We start from the raw sequence: 23,009 nt of genomic DNA on the forward strand, positions 1-23,009 counted from the left end.
CTTTTGTTTTGGAAAAGCGCATTACTTTTGGCAGCATCAAAACCATATCTGTTCAACAAAAAGAAATACAATCTTATTCCTGTATTTCTTAAATAATTTGATTTCAAAATTATTTACCAATACAGAAATTACCAAAAATATGGCCTAGAATGTCTTTATCTACATCGTATTCTCCGGTTATATTACCTAAATGTCGTAAACATTCACGGATGTCTATGGCAAATAAATCGGAAGAAATATCTAGTGCAATTCCATTTTTAACCGACTCGATACTCTCTAAAGCCTGAGTTAAAGCTTCAAAATGTCGGGAATTGGTAACGATAGTTTCATTATTACTCAAAGCACCGGTATTTACGAGAGCCATCAATTCTTCCTTTAAGGCATCTATACCTATTTTCTGTTTGGCAGAGAGTAAAATTAGGTCGCTCACTTTAGAAGTGAGTTCGGCTAGTTTTTCTTTTGAAATTTTGTCGATTTTATTTGCTATGGTCAAGACTCTTTTATGCGGAAAACGATTGGAAATAACATTAATTTCCGAAAGAAAAGCCTCCGGGTCTTGGGCAAACTTTTCTGCATTGATTAAAAAGATTATTAATTGGGCATTTTCTGCCTTTTCATAGGCCTTTTTTATTCCAATATTTTCGACAACATCTTTTGTCTTTCGAATTCCTGCCGTATCGATAAAACGAAATGCAACCCCCTCCATAATAACCTCATCTTCAATAGCATCTCGAGTAGTTCCTGCGATATCAGAAACAATCGCTTTCTCTTCATTTAACAAGGCGTTAAGCAAGGTAGATTTTCCTACATTAGGCTCTCCTATAATAGCGACAGGTATTCCGTTTTTCATCGCATTACCAAACGCAAAAGAATCAATTAAACGTTTTAACACCGAAGAAATAGTCGCTACCAACTGTTTGAATTTTGTGCGATCTGCAAACTCCACATCCTCACCAGAAAAATCTAACTCTAGTTCGATTAAAGCGGCAAAGTCTAACAACTGCGCTCGTAATTCTTGTAGTTCATTGGTAATGCCACCTCGCATTTGTTGAATGGCTACTTGGTGGGATGCCGCAGAATTGGAAGCAATGACATCGGCAACCGCCTCAGCCTGGCTCAAATCCATTTTTCCATTTAAAAAAGCACGCATGGTAAACTCTCCGTTGTCTGCCATTCTACAACCATTACTCAAAAAAAGCTGTAAAATTTCTTGTTGAATAAAACTAGAGCCATGACACGAAATTTCCACCACATTCTCCCCGGTGTAGGAGTTTGGATTTTTAAATATAGAAACCAAAACTTGATCGATAATCACATTATCTCGAACAATATGCCCTAAATGTAAGGTATGTGATTTTTGTTGTGCTAATAGTTTACCTTTTTTAACAGGGCTAAAAAAAGCGGCTACAATTTCTATAGATTTTTCTCCAGAAAGACGAATGATCGATATAGCACCTACCCCTGCAGGAGTTGCTAAAGCTATAATGGTGTCGTTTTGTATCATACTACAAATATACAGACTAAAAAAAGAGTATTAAAACCTACATTGTGTAACAAATAAGGTCGAATTGCGTCCCATAACTAAACTGTTAAAAATTTATGCAAAAAACACACAATTATTAGTCATAACACATTTGAGTCAACTTTTAGACCTCGTAACAGGAATTGGTGGTTTTATCGTTCCTATAATCTTATGGGCACTTAAAAAAGATGAAATATTAGGAATGGATGCACATGGAAGAGCCATAATTAACTTTAGAATTAGCATGTTTATATACTTCCTAATTTGTATTCCGCTAATTTTATTTTTCGGGCTTGGATTTCTTGGCTTTGTAGTGCTTGGTGCGTTCTATCTCATTTTTCCAATTGTAAATGCGATAAAGGCAAATAATGAAGAGCCTCCTTACTATCCTTTCAGCATAAAATTTCTATAGGGTGAGGCTTAAAATACAAATACAAATTACAAAAGTTCTTATTTTTGAGTTTTAGCTTATAGCTTGTTTTAGGTAATCTTCGTATTCGTGGTAAAAAAGCTCAAATTGCGACATGGTATCTACAAAAAATGCAAAACATTCTCTCCAAGTATTTTTATTGTGAATGCTAAATTTATGCGGAAAGGGAACATAAACACGATGAATAATTTTACGATTTTCCAATTCAAAATTATCGTCTAGTAGTACCTCTGGAAGATACTCCGATTCTAAAATACTTCGCAAAGACAATAACTGTTCAAAAAGTAATGCGTTAACTATTTCATCTGGGTTTTCGAAATCTAAGCATACGGAAGCATTTTTTCTATCGGCTTGAAACTTAAACGCTACCCCTTTAATTTTGGTGTGGTACAATAGCCATTTTCTGGGGAATGACTTTCCGAAACTTGTCCAGAATTCCTTACGCAAACGTGCCGATTCTTCCTTACTAAACACTTTTAACAGAGTTTATTAGTTCTACATTAAGCATAATTAGCCGTGGACTTTTGCTACTGTACCGCGACTTTTCATCATTGCAGCCTCGAAAGCAAGCAAATCATGCCACTTTTTATCTACTACTTCACGATCCATATATTTTCTTGCATACCCTAAAAACAAAGTGTAGTGATTGGCTTCTGAAATCATTAAATCTCTGTAGAATGTTGCCAATTGTTCGTCTTGCATATTATCTGCAAACACCTTAAAACGTTCACAACTTCTTGCTTCAATAAGAGCCGCAACCAACAAGCGATGCACTAGAGCCTCTGTTCTGTTTCCAGTATGCGGAAAAAACTTCTGCAATTGTAATGCATAGTCGTTTTTGGTAGCTTTACCCAATACCATTCCTTTTTCTATCATAATGTTATGCACCATACGAAAATGCTCCATCTCTTCGATAGCAATATCACTCATATCTTTTACCAAAGCCGTTTCTTCCGAATAATTAATAATGATAGAAACTGCATTAGATGCCGCTTTTTGTTCGGCAAAAGCATGGTCGGTTAGTAATTGTTCTAATCCACTAGTAGCTACCTCTACCCAAGAAGTCTCTGTCTCAAATTGTAATCCAAGCATAATATAGAATTGAAAGTGCAAAAATAAAAAATATATATCCTACTGGGAGCATACTTTCGTTATTAATAAACTTTTTAAATTATTGTACTTTTTTATTTACAAACCATAAATGCTAAGAATTTTATGTTAAAACCAAAAATAAAAAATTCATAATAATTTTTTTAATAAATATGCAACTATAATATGATAACTACTGTTAGATTATTTTTGGTTTGCAGACGAAGGACGGTTTATATTCGTGCAAACGAAGAAATAGCAAGTAAAGAAATGAAGCTGCTATACAAAGCATGAAACACGTAATTTCGGAACGAGCGGTACGCAGTAATTTCCTGGTTTGTACTTGATTTTTTGTTTCGTTTTGTATCCAAGACAAAATGAAAATAAAATTGACGTATTTGGACTAAAGTTTGCATTATTGAAATTCTCCTTTCTTTTTTCATCGCTAAAAAAGAAACAAAAAATCTAGTCGTACGTCTCCTTCTCTCGAAACTAAGCCTCCTCTACCCTAAATTAAAAGAACTCGCTAGCGCTCAAACAGCTTTTAATTTTTACGGGTATTGCGGGGTTATTTACGGTTTGTAGCCGAAGGACGGTTTGGTATAGTGCAAACGAAGAAATAGCAAGTGTAGAAATGAAGCTGCTATGCGAAGCATAAAGCACGTAATTTCGAAACGAGCGGTACGCAGTAATTTCCTGGTTTGTACTTGATTTTTTGTTTCGTTTTGTATCGTACAAATGAGGAAATAGCATTTGAAAACTTGTAAACTTATTGCGGGTTGGCATTGTACAAACGAAGAAATAGCAAGTGTAGAAATGAAGCTGCGATGCGAAGCATTAAGCATGAAATTTCGAAATGAGGGCTACGCAGTAATTTCCTGGTTTGTACTTGATTTTTTGTTTCGTATTTTATCCAAGACAAAATGAAAATAAAATTGACGTATTTGGACTAAGTTTGCATTATTGAAATTCTCCTTTCTTTTTTCATCGCTAAAAAAGCTTATTCCTCTTAAAAATAAAAAAACTACCTCACAAACTAATGTAAAGTAGCTTTTATATGTATTATTTGCTTACTCATAGTGGGCACGGACTACAAGTCCGCGCTATCGAGTAATCTTGTAAAAACTGCTAAACTTAAAACTATCTAAAAACAAAAAAACAACCTTACAAACTAATGAACAGTAGCTTTTATGTTTATTATTTGCTTTGTCGCAGTAGGCACAGACTAAAAGTCCGCGCTATCGCGATACACTATAGCAATCAAGTTTTTTTTATCCTTTTTAAAATAATATAACACAACATAATAATCATTGGAATTAAAAATGTATAGAATAAAGCCAAGTCAGGCGAAATCTCAAAATTAGATTCTAATAACAGTTTACTCCATTTTAAGAGTTGTAACAAAAAAACACCTATAAATGAGGCTAACAAAATACTCAATAACAAAAAAATAATTTAATTACTCTATTTCTATTCATAATATCTATTTTAACTTACAAATTCCATATTAATCATTTCTTTAATTTATCAATGTCTTAAGTTTCTGAATCAACAGGAGGAAATGGTTTTTATTGAGTCGTTCCAATTTTTATATAAATACTAATTCAGTTTCTTAATAATTACTTTAATTATTATATACAAATTGTTATACCAACACTTATTCATTATCGCATAGAACTCTATCGTACTAAAAACTAACATAAGGATTGATTCAATGCCACTTTTAATATTCTACCGAATTAAGCCTTCATGGTTTAGTTCTTAAGCAAATAAAACAATCTCTTATATATGAATTAAAACTACTATTAGGTATATTTCCAAAAAACATATTATAGAAATTTTGATTTTGATAATTTAATGAATTCATACAACTAAAAATAGATCTTACATAATCTTTTACATGATCAGTTTCAAAAGTAGTAGCAGGTTGGTTAGTAACAATAACTATAGCCAATCCTAGCATCCCATAGTCGTAATTGAAACGCTTCCTTGCCAGTTTCAAGGTCTTTTTCTTGTCCATGGTAAGCGTATCTATACAACTCTCCATTAATGATTTGTCGGTTAGACATTGGCGTACCAAAAGGATAGTAATCGGTAGTTGTTGTGGCTATTGCATTATTTCCATTTGTGGCAATTACAGCACGAACATTGCCTAAATGATATGTGTATTGGAACATACTTTAAGTATTCATCAATTTTTTTAAAAATTTAGTATCGTTTTTTTCTAATACATATTTGCCAACTAAATTATAAAAAAACAAACTAAATATGATATTAACTATCGGTATGCAAAAAGTATATGAATAATGTAAATTTAAGTAGATGGAAAATTTATGTTTTATTTTGATTTTTACATCTGTAAACTTAGTACGGTTTGGTATCGTGCAAACAAAGAAATAGCAAGTGTAGAAATGAAGTTGCAATGCGACGCATGAAGCAGGTAATTTCAAAACAAGCGGTACGCAGTAATTTCCTGGTTTGTACTTGATTTTTTGTTTCGTTTTGTATCCAAAAAACGAAATGAAAGTGAAAATATAGTTGTAAGATTTAGTTTAATGAATTTAAAATTGGTACACTATCCTACAGTAAATATTTTCATTAAAACACCTAATACATCAAGGATTTTTAAAAGCTATTTGAATACTATAAACCCATACGATTTAACGAATTCTTTGCCATAAAAAGCAAATTCTAATGAAAAATAAATAGTTGCAACATTTTCCGTAACTTTAAGGAAATAAAGATTATTACAATACCAGTTCTCCTATATTAAATGCTATCGTCACACTTATGAAAACTAATATCATCATACCTTTTTTACGAATAATTGTATTATCGTTATGTTCTTTAGTACTTTTTACCTTTTTCTCCTGTAAAGAAAAAACAAACACAGAAACGGATATTTACAAATTTGAAAAATACATTCAAAGTTTTCCAAATGAAATTATCTCCAATGCGGGCCCAATAGCTTTTGTACTAAAAGAGCAACCTAAAATTAGCAAAATAGAGCAAGACGTCGTTAGTATTCTACCAAAGATTAAAGGAGAAATATACTTGAAGGGGAATACCTTAGAGTTTGTGCCACAAGAAAAACTGAAAAGTAATACCGAGTATCAAATTACGCTACACCTAAATAAGTTATATCCAAATATTGAAAAAGATTTACAAAATCTTTCTTTAAACCTAAAAACAAAAGAGCTTTTGTTTACAGTATCGGTATTTCCACCGAGAGTAGTAACTAAAGATTTATATTTTTTAGAAGGTACTTTTACAGCAAGTGACTTTGTAGAGACAGCGAAAATAAAGCAAGTATTAAGTGCACAATACAATGAAAAAAATAAAGCTATTACTATTGAGAGCAGCGAAAAAAACACGACCAAAGTTAGCTTCCAAATAGACAGTTTAGCCCGATTTGAAAAAGATAAAATAGTGCAGTTACTTTGGAATGGTAAAGCAATTGGATCAAAATCTACAGGAGAAACAAACATCACCATAGCTGGAAAAAATAGATTTGAAGTACTGTCAGTTGAAGTAATAGACAATGACAAACAACACATTGAAATCGTATTCTCGGATATTGTTTCTAAAAATCAAAACCTTAATGGACTACTTCAGTTAACCAATAATGCGAAAATAAAATTTAACTATAGTATAAAAAATAATACCGTTACCATTTATCCAAAGGCTGAATTTAAAGAGAGTGTGGATCTTGAAATATTTAAAGAAATTAAAAATGAAGCAGGAGTTTCCTTAGCTGTTAACACCATAAAAACACTCTATTTTGAAGAACCTAAACCCAAAGTTAGTTTTATCAATAGTGGCACTATTTTACCAGATTCAGAAAATCTAAAACTCAACTTTTACGCGGTTAATTTAAAAGCTGTTGATGCAACTATTTACAAAATATACCCAGATAATGTTTTGCAATTTCTACAAAGTAGTAATTTTAATAATGAGGGAAATCTTAGATATGTAGGGAGACCAGTTGCCAAATACACCGTAAACCTTACAAATCGCGGTGTTAATTTAAAAACGAAAAATGCCTATGCTATCGACCTTTCGGAAATCATACCCATTGAAAATGGTGCGATGTATCGCGTGGAGCTTTCTTTCTCGAAAGCGTATTCTAATTATTCGTGTACCTCTGAAGAAAGCACGTCAACGATTAGCTATGGAAAAAAGGAAGTCACTACCAAAGCATTCGATAATCCGGAGTATTATGAAAGAAGGTATTATAATTACAATTGGCGCGACCGAGACAACCCCTGCACGGTTTCGTATTATTACAACAAAAATATTAGCACGAATATACTAGCTACTTCATTAGGTGCCATCGTAAAAAAAGGCACCACTGATAAAACCTTTATCGCGGTTAGTGATATTATAAGTACAGCGCCCGTATCAGATGCAACCATAAAGTTGTACAATTTACAAAAGCAAGAATTATACACAACCACAACAGATTCGAAAGGTATCGCTATTATCGATAATAAAGAAGGTGTGTTTTTTGCCAAAATTACCAAAGGGAAACATACAACATATGTAAAACTAAAGGATGGTAATGCACTATCCATGAGCCAATTTGATGTTTCAGGAAGCAAGCTTCAAGAAGGTTTAAAAGGATATATTTATGGCGATCGAGGGGTATGGCGACCTGGAGATCAGTTATTTTTCACTTTTGTGCTAAACGATGCTAACAATCCACTTCCGGAGAAACACCCTATAACTTTTGAACTTTCTAATCCAAGAGCAAAAATTATAGATAGAACCGTTCAGTATAAAACAGTAGCAAATGTGTATGCTTATACACCCAAAACTTCGCAAGATGCTCTAACCGGTAATTACACACTTCGCATTCGTGTAGGTGCAGCTACCTTCACCAAAAAAGTAAAAATAGAAACCATAAAACCAAATCGATTGAAAATTGCTATCGATTTAGAAAACATCCCTGTTAAGGCAGATACACCAATACGTGGTAAAGTACAGGTAAACTGGTTACATGGTGCTATTGCTAAAAATCTGAAATTTGATATTACCAGTAAGTTTTACAAAACAAAAACAACCTTCTCTTCCTTTAAAGGGTACCAATTTGACGACCTAACCCAAAATTTTAGTAGAAGATTTTACAATAATGAAAGGCACCTTAAACGATACCGGAGGTGCACAATTTGTAGCACAACCCAAATTTGATGCAAAAGCACCCGGAATGTTAAAGGCAAATTTACTAACCAAGGTATATGAAAATGGAGGGGATTTTAGTACGGATGTTTTTACAACAAAACTTTCTACATATACCCACTACGTAGGATTAAAAGCACCGAAGGAAACAACTTCTTCCAACTACTTATACACCGATAAAAGTTATAATTTTGAGGTAGCAGCAGTAGATGAAAATGGCACTGGAAATGCGAGAGATTTAGAGGTAACAGTTTATAAATTATCGTGGAGTTGGTGGTGGAATTCTGCAGAAAATGGACTTTACGATTACAGTGGGTCAAAATATCATGAGCCCTATAATAGTTATACCATAAAAACAAATAACAACGGAAAAGGGTCCTTTGCACTAAAAGTAAGTGAAAATGACTGGGGAAGGTATTTGATAAAAGTAAAAGACAAACGCAGTAAACATACTAGTGCCGCTGTAGTATATTTTGACTGGCCCTCTTGGTATGTAAAAAAGAAAGGAAATATTGACAAATCAAATGCTACAATGTTGGTATTTACAACAGACAAAGACTCCTATAAAGTTTCAGAATCAGCAACCGTTAAGTTCCTTCTTCTGCAGAAGGCAGAGCATTACTTACCATAGAAAACGGATCGGAAGTTCTAGATCATTTTTGGATTCCTACCAAAGCGCAGCAAACGAGTTTTACATTCCCTATTTTACCCAGCTATAGTCCGAATATTTACGTTTCGATAACGCTATTACAAAAACACCAGAATTCGGTAAATGATTTGCCAATAAGAATGTACGGTACTATTCCTATATCGGTATACGATGCCAAAACTAAATTGCAACCGGAAGTAAAATTACCAAAAGAACTAGTTCCGGAATCTACAGCAAGCATTGAGGTATCGGAAAAAAACGGAAAAGCGATGACCTACACCATAGCTGTTGTAGATGAGGGACTACTTGACCTTACTCGATTTAAAACACCAAATCCATGGAACTCTTTTTATGCCAAACAATCTTTAGGAGTAAAAACCTGGGATATCTATGATGACGTTATTGGTGCATACGGTGGAAAAGTACATCAAATCTTAAGTATAGGAGGTGATGAATCGGAGGCAGGAAGTAAAAATAAAAAAGCGAATCGCTTCGAACCAATGGTACGTTATTTAGGACCTTTTCAACTAGCAAAAGGAGCTCGTAAAAAACATGAAATTACGATTCCTAAATACGTTGGCGCTGTTCGCGCTATGGTGGTAGCCTCAGACAATAAAAATGAAGCATATGGAAGTACAGAAAAAGCTGTTTTTGTTCGTAAACCAGTGATGGTTTTAGCTTCTTTACCACGAAAAATTACACCCCAAGAAACCGTAACGTTACCAGTTACCGTATTCGCTATGAAACCCTCCGTTAGAGCGGTAAACGTTACTGTAAAACCAGATCCTTCTTTCACTATTATCGGCACGAGGAATAAAAAAGTTTCCTTTACAAAACCCGATGAAAAAATGGTTTATTTTACGCTAAAAGTAAATGATTTTAAAGGTATTGGAAACGTAGACATTTTAGCTACTTCGGGTAAAGAAAAAGCATCTTATTCGGTAGAAATTGATGTTTTAAATCCTAATCCAATAAGCACAGAGGTTCATGAGTTAGTACTACAAGCTAATGAAAGTGGTACGATTTCTTTTGAAAACTTTGGAACAAAAGGAACTAATATGGCTAGCCTAGAGTTATCTACTTTACCTCCTATGAACTTTACAAAACGTTTGCAGTACTTGGTTCGTTACCCTCATGGATGTATTGAACAAAGCACTTCTAGTGCATTTCCTCAATTGTATTTTACCGATCTTTTTTCGCTATCCAAAAGCAAAAAAGCCGATATCGACAGAAATATTAAGGCAACAGTACAACGCATTTCTAATTTCCAGCTCTCAAGTGGAGGGCTTTCGTATTGGCAAGGCGATAGAAATGCTTCCAATTGGGGTACATCATATGCCGGACATTTTATGCTAGAGGCAGCTAAAAAAGGATATGTGCTACCCATAGGATTTCTATCTAAATGGATAAACTATCAAAAACAAGAAGCGCGAAATTGGAGAAACACCAATAGCTATAGAAATAACGATTTAGCCCAAGCATACCGTTTGTACACTTTGTGCTTGGCTAATGCACCAGATTTGGCATCCATGAACAGACTGAGAGAAGCTAGTAATATCTCCAACGATGCTCGTATACAATTAGCAGGTGCTTATGCATTGTTAGGAAAACAAAATATTGCAACTTCAATAGTAGAAACATTAAACGAATTTGTTAATAGGAATGACTATTCTAATACCTATGGCTCTGAACTGCGAAATAAAGCGATGGCCCTCGAAACGTATTCGCTATTAAATATGGATACCAAGGCCATAAAAGCAGCTAAAGAAATTTCTGATAGTTTATCCAGCGAAACTTGGATGAGTACACAAACCACTGCATTTTGTTTACTAGCCATAAGTAATTATGCTATTAAAAATGCAGACAATACAGGGCTTAAAGCAGTTTATACTATCGGAGATCGTAAAGAGAATGTGACTACCTCAAAAGCTTTATACACCTCCGACATAAAAAAATTAAGTACGGAGAATACCCTAGGAATAACTAATACCAATAAAGGGATACTTTACGTAAGACTATTCCAACAAGGAATTCTTCCTGTAGGAGAAGAAAAAGTAGTAGAAAAGAATTTGGAAATAGATGTAGTGTACCGAAATAAAAACGGAAAATTCATTACCCCAGATGAAATCCAACAGGGTACAAATTTTGTCGCGCAGATAACGGTTAAAAACACCACAAATAAAGAGGTTGAAAATATAGCACTTACTCAATTTTTACCATCTGGATGGGAAGTTATCAATACGAGATTTACTGGTTTTAGCGAGAATACTTCTGCCTCTAAAACAGACTATACCGATATAAGAGATGCTAGTATTCGGAATTACTTCCGTTTAAAAAAATTCGAAAGCAAACAATTTAAAGTTCTTTTAAATGCTTCTTATCTGGGGAATTATTATCTTCCTGGGTTACAAGCAGAGGGAATGTACGACAATAGCTATTTCGCAAGAACAAAAGGAAAATGGATCACTGTAATACGATAAACAATACAAAATATAATAAGGCTACTTTGATTTATTAGGTTTTATGCTATTTACAGCGCTATAGCAACTATCTTTGCAAGATACACTAACACTATTATTTAGCCGTTCATTATACACCAATGGGATCGATACAAAAGACACGAGAAGATATTTTAAAGAAAATGAATATCTACGCCTTAAATGAGATGCAAGAAAAGGCAATATCAGTAATAACTGCAACAAGTAACACCATACTTTTATCCCCAACAGGAACCGGAAAAACTTTGGCTTTTTTATTGCCTACCTTACAAAATATAAACCCCAAAATTACTGCTGTTCAGGCTTTAATATTAGTGCCCTCTAGAGAACTAGCTATTCAAATAGAACAAGTGTTGCGAGAAATGGGAACAGGATTAAAAGTTAATGCGGTTTACGGAGGAAGATCGATGGCTAAAGACAAAGTAGATTTAAAGCATACCCCTAGCATTTTAATTGGAACACCTGGAAGAATTGCCGATCATTTTACCAACAATCGCTTTTCAAAAGATTATATTAAAACACTGGTATTAGATGAATTTGATAAGTCACTTGAGATAGGTTTTGCATACGAAATGAGAGGTATCATAAACCAGTTACCAAATATTTCGAAACGAATTTTAACCTCTGCTACGCAAGAGGCTGAAATTCCTGCGTTTGTCGGATTAGACCAACCTACTGTATTAAATTATCTGACGGAAAAAAAGCACAAAAACTAGCTTTAAAAAAGTGTTGTCTGTTCTTCTAAAAACAAAAAAGAAACCTTACTTCAATTAATACAACATATAGGAAATGAATCGGGTATTATTTTCTGTAACCTGAAAGATAGTATTGCAGTGGTAAGTACTTTTCTAAAGAAAAATAATGTGGTTCATAGCTGTTTCTCCGGTGGGATGGAACAAAGAGATAGAGAACGATCGTTGTTGAAATTTAGAAATGGAACTAGCAAGTTGCTAGTCGCTACCGATCTGGCTGCAAGAGGTATTGACATACCTGAACTAAACTTTATTATTCATTATGAATTACCGCCTAGAATAGAAGAATTTACCCATAGGAATGGAAGAACTGCTCGCGTAAACGCCAAAGGTACGGCCTATGTGTTGCATGGTAACAAAGAAGATCTACCTGAATTCTTAAAAAATATCCCAACTGTAGATATTTCAAAGCAACAGAAGTTAAAAAGTCCGTATTGGACTACCTTATTTTTATCTGGCGGTAGAAAAGATAAAATATCTAAAGGAGATATTGCTGGCTTATTTTTCAAAAAGGGAAATTTAAACAAAGAGCAATTAGGAGTTATCGAACTAAAACAAGATTGTGCTTTTATCGCAGTTCCTAAAACCGAGGCTAAAAACCTGGTAGTTAGATTAAACAATACAAAACTGAAAAACAAAAAGGTTAGAATTACTGAAATTTAAGGTAATTTCTAACAACCTAAAAAAGGATTAGCCAAAAGGTAACTAATCCCCTTTGTTAGAAATAAATTATACTATCGTTTAGAGAGATTCTTTTACGGCGTTGTATTCTGTGATAATATCTTTCAAAACCGTTTTTGCTGGTTTAATTTCGTGAATTATTCCTGCGATTTGACCAATTTCTAATTCCCCATCGGCAAGGTCTCCCTCAAACATGCCTCGTTTCGCTCTTGCTCTTCCTAGTAATTCTTTTAAATCTTCGATGGTAGGATTATTCTGATACAGTTCTTCTACCTGTTGGTAAAATTTATTTTTGACCAAACGAACCGGAGCAAGTTCTTTTAAGGTCAAATGCGTATCTCCATCTTTAACATCTACTATGGTTTGCTTAAAATTAGCATGGGCTGAAGACTCTTCCGTTGCTGCAAATCTACTTCCTATTTGTACACCATCTGCACCTAAAACCATCGCTGCGAGCATTCCTCTTCCTGAGCCTATACCACCTGCAGCAATTACAGGTATACGCACCTTTTCTTTGACCATTGGAATTAGGGTAAATGTGGTGGTTTCCTCTCTTCCGTTATGTCCTCCTGCTTCAAAACCTTCGCATACTACAGCATCTACTCCTGCTGCTTCGGCTTTTAAAGCAAACTTAACAGAACTTACCACATGTACCACAGTGATTCCTTTGGCTTTTAAAAACTGCGTCCAGGTTTTTGGATTACCTGCAGAGGTAAATACAATTTTTACGCCCTCTTCTACTATAATATCCATGATCTGTTCAATATCTGGGTATAGCATAGGTACGTTTACACCAAATGGTTTATCGGTAGCTTTTTTACATTTCTGAATGTGCTCGCGCAATACTTCAGGATACATAGAACCAGCCCCTATAAGCCCCAAACCTCCTGCATTAGAAACAGCAGATGCTAAGCGCCATCCGGAAACCCAAATCATTCCTCCTTGTACAACTGGATATTGCGTATTAAAAAGTGTTGTTATGGTAGTTTTCATCATATTTTAGTTATTGTTCTCAAGCTGCAAAGTATTTAGGTATCGCCAAGAGAAATTTAGTTTTATTTTTTAATCCATGTTTTCACATGGGATCTTCCGTCTATATCTATCTGTAACACATACATTCCTGCTGGGAATTTAGATACGTCAATCGTATTTTGTTGTAATGTCGCATGCCAAATTTGTTCTCCTAATATACTATAAATTGTAACCTCGGCAGCGGCAGTATCGGGTGCCAAATACAATATATTTTCTACCGGATTTGGAAAAATCGTAAACATTTGTTTAGAATATTTTGCATTGGATAATGTTGCAAATGCCAATTCAAAATCAGGAATACCGTATCCATATTGATCCGATGGATTAGCATACCTATCTGAAGAGTTTCGAATAGCGTCCATAATTTCGGTACTGCTTTTAGCTGGAAATGCCTGCCAAAAACAAGCCATTGCTCCAGCAATTATCGGAGCAGAAAAAGAAGTACCATTAGCAAGTCTTGGAAGTCCTGATACATGATCGATCACATAAACTCCTTGCCCATGCCCTACTACATCTGGTTTGACACGTCCATCCGCAGTTGGTCCAAAAGAACTAAATGGCGCAATGGTTTTTGAAGCATCTACTGCCCCTACAGTAAATACAGACTTGGCATCTGCAGGTGTGGTGATATATTTCCAATTTTTATTACCACTATTTCCTGCTGAGGTAACCAACAGTATTCCTTTGCTAGCAGCAATTTCTGCACCTCTAGCAATAAATGAGGTCGCTCCATCCATATCGCTATATCTGTAATTATAAGCAGCATTATCATATTCAGAATACCCTAAGGAAGTATTGATTATATCTACACCAAGCTATCGGCTTTTTCCGCAGCCTCTACCCATAAACTTTCCTCTAAAGGAGTTTCATTGGCGACATCTTCAGTAATAAATAAGTAGAAAGAAGCATCTGGAGCCGTACCAATAAATTCTCCCTCTACATACCCTGCAATATCGGAAAGTACATTTGTTCCGTGCTGGTGTCCTGTGTAGAAATCTTCTTTTCTTTCTACAAAATTATAACCGCCAAGCAACTTTTCTTGCCTTCGCAACCTTTCAAAAGCGTTTAACGTATTCACATTGGGAAAACCAGCATCCATAATAGCAATTCGAATGCCCGAACCAGTTAAATCTTGTGCATGCAAGACATTTGCCTTAATCATGGTAATCTGCTCGGTGGCATTTCCATAATCAAAACCTAAGGTCATGTTTCCAAACTTATTTTGATTGGTAGACGTAGGTTTTACTTGCCCAGAAAAGGGTTTCTTATTTAAGGTTTTGTCTGCAAATTCAATGCGATTTATAAAAGAAAAATTGGTTTGTAACCCAGCAATAGCATCTTCTGTTCCTCTAACGTGTACCGCATTTAACCACTTCGATTTTGCCAAGAGTACGATTCCTTTTTCGGACTTTAGGTATTGGTAATAAGTATTATCCAGCGGGACATCGGATAATGTTATTGCTATACTTTGGTTTCTTCTTCTTTCTAAAGCATGCTGTGACAGCATGGAAGTTGGATTTTCTAAAAAAGTTTTAGCTTGTGGTTTGTCTTTAAAAAAGACCCAGGCATCTTGTTGTGCAGGAAGATAAAACCTCGAAAAAAGCAGTAAGAAAAACAACAGCTGTTTCATGCAAACAAAGCTAGTACTTTTTACGAAATTAAGAAAAGTAAGACTAACTAATCACACCCGACCCCATTAGCTCTTCATTTTTGTACCAAGCTACGAATTGGCCCTCTTGAATAGCCGATTGTGCATTCTCAAATGCGACATAAACTCCGGTATCTACACAGTAAATCGTTGCTTTTTCTAATGGTTGTCTGTATCTAATTCTTGCCTCGACTTGTATATTTTCTCCAGAGGATAATGCTAGATCTTCGCGAACCCAATGCAACTCTGCATTGGATACAAAAAGTACATTTCGATATAAACCAGGGTGGTTTTTCCCTTCTCCGGTATATATGATATTCGTTTCTACATCTGTTTCAATAACGAAAAGCGGCTCTTTAGTACCTCCTACGGCTAATCCTTTACGTTGTCCTTTAGTAAAAAAATGGGCACCTTGATGTCTTCCTACTACTTTACCATCGTACTTGGTATACATGTACTTTTTTGCATAAAAACTCAGTTCCTCTTCCTTATTATGAAATTCAGGAATAGCTCTTGTATACGATTGAAAATCAAATGGGATTTGAACAATATCTCCTTCTTTAGCTTGTAATTTTTGTTGTAAAAAGTCTGGTAACCGAACTTTACCAATAAAACATAAACCTTGAGAGTCTTTTTTATCTGCGGTAATTAAATCTGCTTTTTTAGCAATCTCTCTTACCTCTGGTTTTGTTAATTCTCCTATCGGAAATAAAGCTTTTGCCAATTGTGCCTGTGATAGTTGGCATAAAAAGTACGATTGATCTTTGTTTTTGTCTTTACCTGCCAATAATTTATACACTGGTTTTCCATCAATAATCGCTTCCCCTTTTCTACAATAATGGCCGGTAGCAACATAATCTGCCCCTAGACGTAAAGCAATATCCATGAAAACATCAAATTTAATTTCTCGGTTACAAAGCACGTCCGGATTTGGGGTTCTACCCTTTTCGTATTCGTTAAACATATAGTCTACAATACGTTCTTTGTATTGCTCACTTAAATCTACAGTTTGAAAAGGAATACCGAGCTTTTCTGCAACAATCATGGCGTCATTACTATCTTCCAACCAAGGACATTCATCAGAAATCGTTACCGAGTCATCATGCCAATTTTTCATGAATAATCCAATTACTTCGTATCCTTGTTCTTTTAAAAGGTATGCAGTAACACTACTATCTACACCTCCGGAAAGTCCGACAACTACTCTTTTCATTTTAAGATTTTTGAAAGGGCAAATTTACAAATAAGTTTCTGTTTATTTTCATGCGTAAAATTGATGGTTCTATAAAAGAAACCAATACTATCATGTTACATAAATCTAATTTTTATTTTTGATATCAGAGAGCTTCTCTTTCTTCTTTTTCGCGATTTCACCATCGATATAAAACTCCCATTTACCCACTCTCTTATCCGCTTTATACATGCCTTTTTCTTTTAAATTACCTTTTAAATCAAAATACTTTCCCTCTCCGTTTTTTAATCCATCTGCATACATAACCTCTTCTATTAATACTCCATCCTCAGCGTATATTTTGGATAATCCATCTTTTTTTCCTCTTTTATATTGGGTTGCCTCTGTCAGCTTTTGATTGGTATAAAAGTTTTTAAGTACGCCATCTAAATAGCCATCGACATAATTTTCTTCTGAGAGAAGTTTTCCGTCAGAAAAAAAGTATAGCCATTTACCTACGCGCTTTTTACCTAGCATTGCTCCTTCACTTTTTAGAGTTCCTTTGGTGGTATAGAATTTTACTTTTGCAGTATCACTTTTCTCTGAAAACTCTTTAACAATAACAGGTTGTGTTTTGGAAAGCATGGAATAAAACTTAAAAACGCCAACTTCTTTTCCATCTTTAAATTGGCCTTCATATCGAAGATTGCCATTGTCGTAATACTTTTTCCAAACTCCTATTTTTTGCCCATTTGTATTGACAAGATTTATCTCTTGAGCGCATGCTTCTCTCGAAAAAAACAAGCTTGCAATAAGCGTTGCTGCAACTAAATTTACTAACTTTATCATGTAGGCTTTCTTTTTAAGAGTTCAAATGTACACAAACCATCACAAAACAAAACAAGATTCTATTATTTCTGTTTGTTAAACGTAGGGGAACTCCTCAGGAAATAATCGTAAAACTTCCGAAGATATTGTATAAAAATTACCAAAAGAAGTATAAGAACAACTAAATTTTAACTATTTGAAAACTATTTATCTATTTGCAGAAGTAGCGGTTGCATTAGAATGGCTAATGAACTCCAAAAAATTACTGTAAAAACCTGACATTAAAAATTGTATAATGGCAGAAAAGATACCGCACAACTTCATAATTAAGTAACATACTATAGTGCTCTTTTAAAACAGCTCAAAAAGCAACGGTCTGAAATCAGATGGTGTACAAATCTTGGTAAAGATTACGGAAGACAATTAATCGTTTCGAAGTTCCTCGATGTTTGTAGGAGTCCGATACCCTTGAAATGGTTGTTTTAATAAATCTATCAGGTTAGAGTTTTTTTCCTCGTCGGGAAAGGTATCCACACCGTAAACAATCTTTTCTCGATCCAATTCCATATACGTTCCAAAAATTCGATCCCATATGGAAAAAATATTACCGTAATTACTATCTGTGTAGGGCAGTAAATTATGATGGTGTACCTTGTGCATGTCTGGAGACACGATAATATAGCTCAATAGTTTGTCTAATTTTTTAGGCATTTTGATATTAGCATGCGTAAGTTGTGTAAATATCAATGACAATGATTGGTATAACATTACGATACCTATTGGGGTTCCGACTAAAAAAACTCCTGATAAGGTAAAGACAAAACGAATAACGCTCTCGATTGGATGATGGCGATTTGCGGTAGTAGTATCTACTTTATGATCGGTATGATGTACCAAATGAACCATCCACAATGGTTTAATTTTATGCTCTGTTAAATGGGCGAGATAGGCTCCAAAAAAGTCTAAAAATAAAAGTCCCAAAAGAACATACAACCACAAAGGCATGCTTGGTAACCAGTTTAATAGCCCAAAATCATTTGCAACCACCCAATCGGAGGTTTGCAATAGCAAAAATGCAAGTACAAAGTTTATAATAATGGTAGTAAATGTAAAAAAGAAATTAGGAAAAGCGTGTTTCCATTTGTTGTACTTGAATTGAAATAAAGGTAACGATGATTCCAGTAGCCAAAAAAAAGTTATTCCTACAACTAAAATTAAGCTACGGTGCGAGGAAGGAATAGTTTCAAAGTAAGAAATGAGAGACTCCATAAAAGTTTAAATTTGTTAAAATTAAAAAATTAATTGATTAAAAAAACTACTGTGGCAATCGCTTTTTTAAAGTTTCTACAATTCGGTAGGTTGCCGGACAGACCTCGGTATTTTTAATAGTAAGGTTTGCTAACTGAATAAATTTTTTACGATTGGTATGCGGATATTCCGCACAGGCTTTAGGACGGACGTCATAGATGAAACAAGTGTTGTCTGTTTCATCTAAAAGGCACATGGCGCGGTTTTAAGAACGTGAAAATCGTCTTCATCTATTCGTAAATATTGTGCTGTAAAATCAGCAACTTTCATCTTTAAATGCTTCGATATTCTTTCGATGTCTTTATAAGTAAACATTGGACTCGTGGTTTTACAACAATTTCCACAAGTTAAGCAATCGGTTCTTTCAAACTCTTCATCATGAATTTCTTGCACCAATAAATCCAAACGCTTTGGTGTACGTTTTTTTAACTTTTGAAAATATTTTCTATTTTCAATTAAAGCATCTTTAGCCAATTTGGGCAAATTATCTAAATCTTTATCCTTCATGAATAGTTTTATAATGCTGTGTATTTGTTAAAATTTATCTATCCATTTTTTGAATAAATCAGTATAAAAAAATCTCAATTATAGTAACAAAAATACCTATTTAAAATCTTAGAATCAGTTTAAATATCATCCAAATAATTTATGTAATTTTGCACTTCAATTTACTAAAGTAATGCAAATACAATCTTTATTAGAAACGAAAGCAAAAGAAGGTTTTCTAGCCTTGTACAATACCGAAATTCCAAACGTTGAGTTTCAAGCAACTCGGAAAGATTTTGAAGGAGACATCACTATAGTTGTATTTCCTTTGTTGCGTTACAAAAAAGGAAACCCAGCACAAATAGGCGAAGAACTTGGAAGATACATCCAGGAAAACACCCCTGAAATTACTGGTTTCAATGTCGTTAAAGGATTTTTAAATTTAGTAGTAAGCGATCTTTTCTACCTGGATTATTTTACTGCTATTGCCTCCAAACCAAACTATGGTTTCGTTGCTAAAAATTCTGAAGACGCCAGAATGGTAGAGTATTCCTCTCCAAACACCAATAAACCATTGCACCTTGGCATGTAAGAAATGTTTTATTAGGCTACGCCGTTTCTGAAATTTTAAAAGCGGCCGGTCATAAAGTTTATAAAACGCAAATTATTAACGATCGCGGGATTCATATTTGTAAATCTATGGTAGCCTGGCAACGTTTTGGTAATGGAGAAACACCGAAAAGTTCCGGACAAAAGGGAGATAAATTGGTTGGAAACTACTATGTGAAATTTGACCAAGAATACAAAAGAGAAATTAAAGAGCTAATTACCAAAGGTAAAACAGAGGAAGAAGCAAAAAAAGAAGCACCAATATTTAAAGAGGCGCAACAAATGCTACTTAAATGGGAAGCTGGTGACCAAGACGTGGTGCACTTATGGCAGACCATGAATGGTTGGGTATACAAAGGTTTTGATAGTACCTACAAAAATATTGGGGTAGATTTTGATAAATTATATTACGAAAGTGACACCTACCTATTAGGAAAAGATATTATTGAACAAGGTCTTAAAGATGATGTATTTTTTCGAAAAGAAGATGGCTCTGTTTGGTGTGATTTAACTTCAGACGGTTTGGATGAAAAATTAGTACTTCGTTCCGACGGTACTGCCGTGTATATGACACAAGATATCGGAACTGCAATACAACGCACCAAAGATTTTAGCGATTTAAATGGTATGGTGTACACGGTTGGAAACGAACAAGACTATCATTTTAAAGTTTTGTTTCTCATTCTGAAAAAACTAGGATATACCTGGGCAGACCAATTGTATCATCTTAGTTATGGTATGGTAGACCTACCATCTGGAAAAATGAAATCTCGTGAGGGAACCGTTGTCGATGCCGATGATTTAATGGCAGAAATGACAAATACCGCAAAAGAAATATCAAGAGAATTAGGAAAATTAGAAGGGTACTCTACTGAAGAAAAAGAGGCGTTGTATAAAATTATTGGTTTGGGAGCTTTAAAATATTTTATTTTAAAAGTAGATCCTAAAAAGAGAATTTTATTCGATCCTCAAGCCTCTGTAGATTTTCAAGGTAACACCGGTCCTTTTGTACAATATACTTATGCGAGAATTCAATCAATTTTAAGAAAAGCTAATTTTGATTGCAGTACGGCTATTTCGGGTATAGAATTACACGAAAAAGAGAAAGAGTTAATCAAGCAATTAGAATTGTATCCGGAGGTAATACAGCAGGCAGCTAAAAATTATTCTCCTGCAATTATAGCAAATTACACCTATGATTTGGTAAAAGAATTCAACTCTTTTTACCAAAATGTTTCAATTTTAGGAGAAGAGAACCAAGATAAAAAAATCTTTAGAGTTCAATTGTCGAAAAAAGTAGCAGATACTATAAAATCTGCTTTTGGTTTATTAGGAATTAGCGTTCCGGAGAGAATGTAAAATATAAAAATTAAGTAAAGGTATTTAACGATACCAACCAGACGATTTAAAAAGACGAAACACCAATAATTTCGGCTTACAATTTTTAAAACAAACAACAATATGAAATACGACGTACTAGTAATTGGAAGCGGACCTGGAGGATATGTGACGGCTATTAGAGCATCACAATTAGGGTTTAAAACTGCAGTAATAGAAAAAGAAAGTTTAGGTGGAATTTGCTTAAACTGGGGATGTATTCCTACAAAAGCCTTATTGAAGTCTGCCCAAGTTTATGACTATTTAAAGCATGTAGATGCATATGGTTTAAAAGCAGAAGCTATTGATAAAGATTTTGAAGCTGTAATTAAAAGAAGTCGAGGTGTTGCAGAAGGGATGAGCAAAGGGGTTCAATTTCTTATGAAAAAAATAAGATTGATGTTATTGATGGATTTGGTAAAATTAAAACTGGTAAAAAAGTAGAGGTTACCGATGCAAAAGGAAATACCACAGAGTACAGTGCAGACCATATCATTATTGCTACTGGTGCGCGTTCTCGTGAGTTACCTAATTTACCGCAAGATGGTGAAAAAGTAATTGGATACCGAAAGGCGATGACCTTGCCATCGCAACCAAAGTCAATGATTGTTGTTGGTTCTGGGGCTATTGGAGTAGAATTCGCTCATTTCTACAATGCCATGGGTACTGATGTAACTATTGTAGAATTCTTACCAAATATTGTTCCTGTAGAAGACAAAGATGTTTCTAAACAAATGGAGCGTTCTTTCAAGAAAGCAGGAATTAAAGTAATGACCAATTCTTCTGTAGAGTCGGTAGATACTTCTGGAGATGGTGTAAAAGCGACTGTTAAAACTAAAAAAGGAGAAGTTGTTTTAGAAGCCGATATCGTTTTATCTGCTGTTGGTATCAAAACTAATATTGAAAATATTGGATTAGAAGACGTTGGTATCATTACAGACAGAGATAAAATCTTAGTAAATGATTTTTACCAAACTAATATTCCTGGATATTATGCTATTGGAGATGTAACTCCTGGTCCTGCACTGGCCCATGTTGCCTCTGCTGAGGGAATTACTTGTGTGGAAAAAATAGCTGGTTTACATACAGAAACTATCGATTACGGAAACATCCCTGGATGTACCTATGCAACACCAGAAATTGCCTCAGTTGGTCTTACCGAGGAACAAGCAAAGGAAAAAGGGTATGCTATTAAAGTAGGAAAATTCCCGTTTTCTGCCTCTGGTAAAGCGAAAGCAGCAGGCACACCAGAAGGTTTTGTAAAAGTAATTTTTGATGCAAAATATGGAGAATGGTTAGGTTGTCACATGATTGGTGCTGGTGTTACAGATATGATAGCAGAAGCAGTTTTAGGTAGAAAATTAGAAACTACCGGTCACGAAGTATTAAAGGCTATTCACCCACACCCAACGATGAGTGAGGCAGTAATGGAAGCTGTTGCTGATGCGTATGATGAAGTTATTCACTTGTAAAATACAAGTAAAAAAAATACAAACCTCACTACCGAAATTAGTGAGGTTTTTTTATACTTAAAAACTACTAAAAGACACTATCATGTGGCTAATACATTACTCCTCAGAGATGGACAATCCCAATTATTCTAATAAAACTACACTTTACACAGCAAACTTTTAAACTATTCTTCATTGAACCTAAAAGCCTTAGAGAGTAAATAAAACCATTTAACAAAGCTTTAACAAGGTATGGATTAAACCTTGATAAATTCGCAGAGTCTAACGAGATGTTATTAA

16 protein-coding genes and 4 pseudogenes are annotated in these 23,009 nt (G+C 34.5%); 9 read left to right on the plus strand and 11 right to left on the minus strand.

The genetic code is table 11. The annotated features are described in order from the left end of the window. Nucleotides 1-109: 109 nt before the first annotated feature. Nucleotides 110-1,504, minus strand: a complete 1,395-nt coding sequence (gene mnmE, locus BSU00_RS04525) for a tRNA uridine-5-carboxymethylaminomethyl(34) synthesis GTPase MnmE (protein WP_105003300.1) — start codon at nucleotides 1,502-1,504, stop codon at nucleotides 110-112. A gap of 64 nt (nucleotides 1,505-1,568) precedes the next feature. Here mnmE and BSU00_RS04530 point away from each other — a divergent pair, with 64 nt between their 5' ends. After that, nucleotides 1,569-1,934, plus strand: a complete 366-nt coding sequence (locus tag BSU00_RS04530; RefSeq protein WP_233188589.1) for a DUF4870 domain-containing protein — start codon at nucleotides 1,569-1,571, stop codon at nucleotides 1,932-1,934. A gap of 51 nt (nucleotides 1,935-1,985) precedes the next feature. Here BSU00_RS04530 and BSU00_RS04535 read toward each other — a convergent pair whose 3' ends face one another. The 3 genes from BSU00_RS04535 to BSU00_RS04545 form a co-directional block, all read right to left on the minus strand. Next, on the minus strand, nucleotides 1,986-2,426 hold the full coding sequence (locus BSU00_RS04535; protein ID WP_105003301.1) for a DUF4268 domain-containing protein: 441 nt from the start codon (nucleotides 2,424-2,426) through the stop codon (nucleotides 1,986-1,988). 36 nt (nucleotides 2,427-2,462) lie between these two features. Next, nucleotides 2,463-3,044, minus strand: a complete 582-nt coding sequence (locus BSU00_RS04540; protein WP_105003302.1) for a tRNA-(ms[2]io[6]A)-hydroxylase — start codon at nucleotides 3,042-3,044, stop codon at nucleotides 2,463-2,465. Between the two features lie 1,928 nt (nucleotides 3,045-4,972). After that, complete coding sequence (locus tag BSU00_RS04545; RefSeq protein ID WP_105003303.1) at nucleotides 4,973-5,218, minus strand: hypothetical protein; 246 nt, start codon at nucleotides 5,216-5,218, stop codon at nucleotides 4,973-4,975. Between the two features lie 613 nt (nucleotides 5,219-5,831). Here BSU00_RS04545 and BSU00_RS04550 point away from each other — a divergent pair. The 6 genes and pseudogenes from BSU00_RS04550 (at nucleotide 5,832) to BSU00_RS13920 (ending at nucleotide 12,781) form a co-directional block, all read left to right on the plus strand. After that, nucleotides 5,832-8,231, plus strand: a complete 2,400-nt coding sequence (locus tag BSU00_RS04550; RefSeq protein WP_105003304.1) for an MG2 domain-containing protein — start codon at nucleotides 5,832-5,834, stop codon at nucleotides 8,229-8,231. Then, nucleotides 8,173-8,850, plus strand: a complete 678-nt coding sequence (locus tag BSU00_RS04555; protein WP_105003305.1) for a hypothetical protein — start codon at nucleotides 8,173-8,175, stop codon at nucleotides 8,848-8,850. Before BSU00_RS04550 ends, BSU00_RS04555 begins: the two co-directional genes overlap by 59 nt. Further along, entirely contained in the window at nucleotides 8,847-11,348 is a 2,502-nt protein-coding gene (locus tag BSU00_RS04560; RefSeq protein WP_255402294.1) for an alpha-2-macroglobulin, read from the plus strand. Before BSU00_RS04555 ends, BSU00_RS04560 begins: the two co-directional genes overlap by 4 nt. A gap of 119 nt (nucleotides 11,349-11,467) precedes the next feature. Next, nucleotides 11,468-12,082: a DEAD/DEAH box helicase family protein gene (locus BSU00_RS13910; protein ID WP_369820258.1), complete on the plus strand. Its 615-nt coding sequence runs from the start codon at nucleotides 11,468-11,470 to the stop codon at nucleotides 12,080-12,082. 45 nt (nucleotides 12,083-12,127) lie between these two features. Beyond that, nucleotides 12,128-12,427: pseudogene (locus BSU00_RS13915) on the plus strand (helicase-related protein); the annotation flags it as partial. Nucleotides 12,428-12,460: 33 nt separating this feature from the next. Beyond that, the gene (locus tag BSU00_RS13920; protein WP_369820271.1) at nucleotides 12,461-12,781 is read left to right on the plus strand and encodes a DbpA RNA binding domain-containing protein; all 321 of its coding nucleotides are present in this window, start codon (nucleotides 12,461-12,463) and stop codon (nucleotides 12,779-12,781) included. A gap of 78 nt (nucleotides 12,782-12,859) precedes the next feature. Here the strand turns inward: BSU00_RS13920 and BSU00_RS04570 are convergent, their stop codons facing one another. The 7 genes and pseudogenes from BSU00_RS04570 to BSU00_RS13670 all read right to left on the minus strand — a co-directional run bounded on the left by BSU00_RS04570 (nucleotide 12,860) and on the right by BSU00_RS13670 (nucleotide 19,293). Continuing rightward, nucleotides 12,860-13,792, minus strand: coding sequence for a nitronate monooxygenase family protein (locus BSU00_RS04570; RefSeq protein ID WP_105003307.1), 933 nt, complete (start codon nucleotides 13,790-13,792; stop codon nucleotides 12,860-12,862). 62 nt (nucleotides 13,793-13,854) lie between these two features. Further along, complete coding sequence (locus BSU00_RS13195; protein WP_369820272.1) at nucleotides 13,855-14,634, minus strand: S8 family peptidase; 780 nt, start codon at nucleotides 14,632-14,634, stop codon at nucleotides 13,855-13,857. A gap of 2 nt (nucleotides 14,635-14,636) precedes the next feature. Beyond that, on the minus strand, nucleotides 14,637-15,461 hold the full coding sequence (locus BSU00_RS13200) for a hypothetical protein (RefSeq protein ID WP_233188590.1): 825 nt from the start codon (nucleotides 15,459-15,461) through the stop codon (nucleotides 14,637-14,639). Nucleotides 15,462-15,504: 43 nt separating this feature from the next. Then, nucleotides 15,505-16,692, minus strand: coding sequence for a tRNA 2-thiouridine(34) synthase MnmA (gene mnmA, locus BSU00_RS04580; protein WP_105003308.1), 1,188 nt, complete (start codon nucleotides 16,690-16,692; stop codon nucleotides 15,505-15,507). 105 nt (nucleotides 16,693-16,797) lie between these two features. Further along, nucleotides 16,798-17,499 (minus strand): toxin-antitoxin system YwqK family antitoxin, encoded by a 702-nt coding sequence (locus BSU00_RS04585; protein ID WP_105003309.1) that lies wholly within the window; start codon nucleotides 17,497-17,499, stop codon nucleotides 16,798-16,800. Between the two features lie 402 nt (nucleotides 17,500-17,901). Further along, complete coding sequence (locus BSU00_RS04590; RefSeq protein ID WP_105003310.1) at nucleotides 17,902-18,747, minus strand: sterol desaturase family protein; 846 nt, start codon at nucleotides 18,745-18,747, stop codon at nucleotides 17,902-17,904. 46 nt (nucleotides 18,748-18,793) lie between these two features. Next, nucleotides 18,794-19,293, minus strand: a pseudogene (locus BSU00_RS13670) (YkgJ family cysteine cluster protein). 172 nt (nucleotides 19,294-19,465) lie between these two features. Between BSU00_RS13670 and argS the strand changes: the two are divergent. Both argS and lpdA read left to right on the plus strand, forming a co-directional pair. After that, nucleotides 19,466-21,240, plus strand: a pseudogene (gene argS, locus BSU00_RS04600) (arginine--tRNA ligase). 102 nt (nucleotides 21,241-21,342) lie between these two features. Further along, nucleotides 21,343-22,730, plus strand: a pseudogene (lpdA, locus tag BSU00_RS04605) (dihydrolipoyl dehydrogenase). Nucleotides 22,731-23,009: the final 279 nt, after the last annotated feature.

The sequence above is a fragment of the Tenacibaculum sp. SG-28 genome (assembly GCF_002954385.1).
In the GTDB taxonomy this organism is placed as follows: Bacteria; Bacteroidota; Bacteroidia; order Flavobacteriales; family Flavobacteriaceae; genus Polaribacter.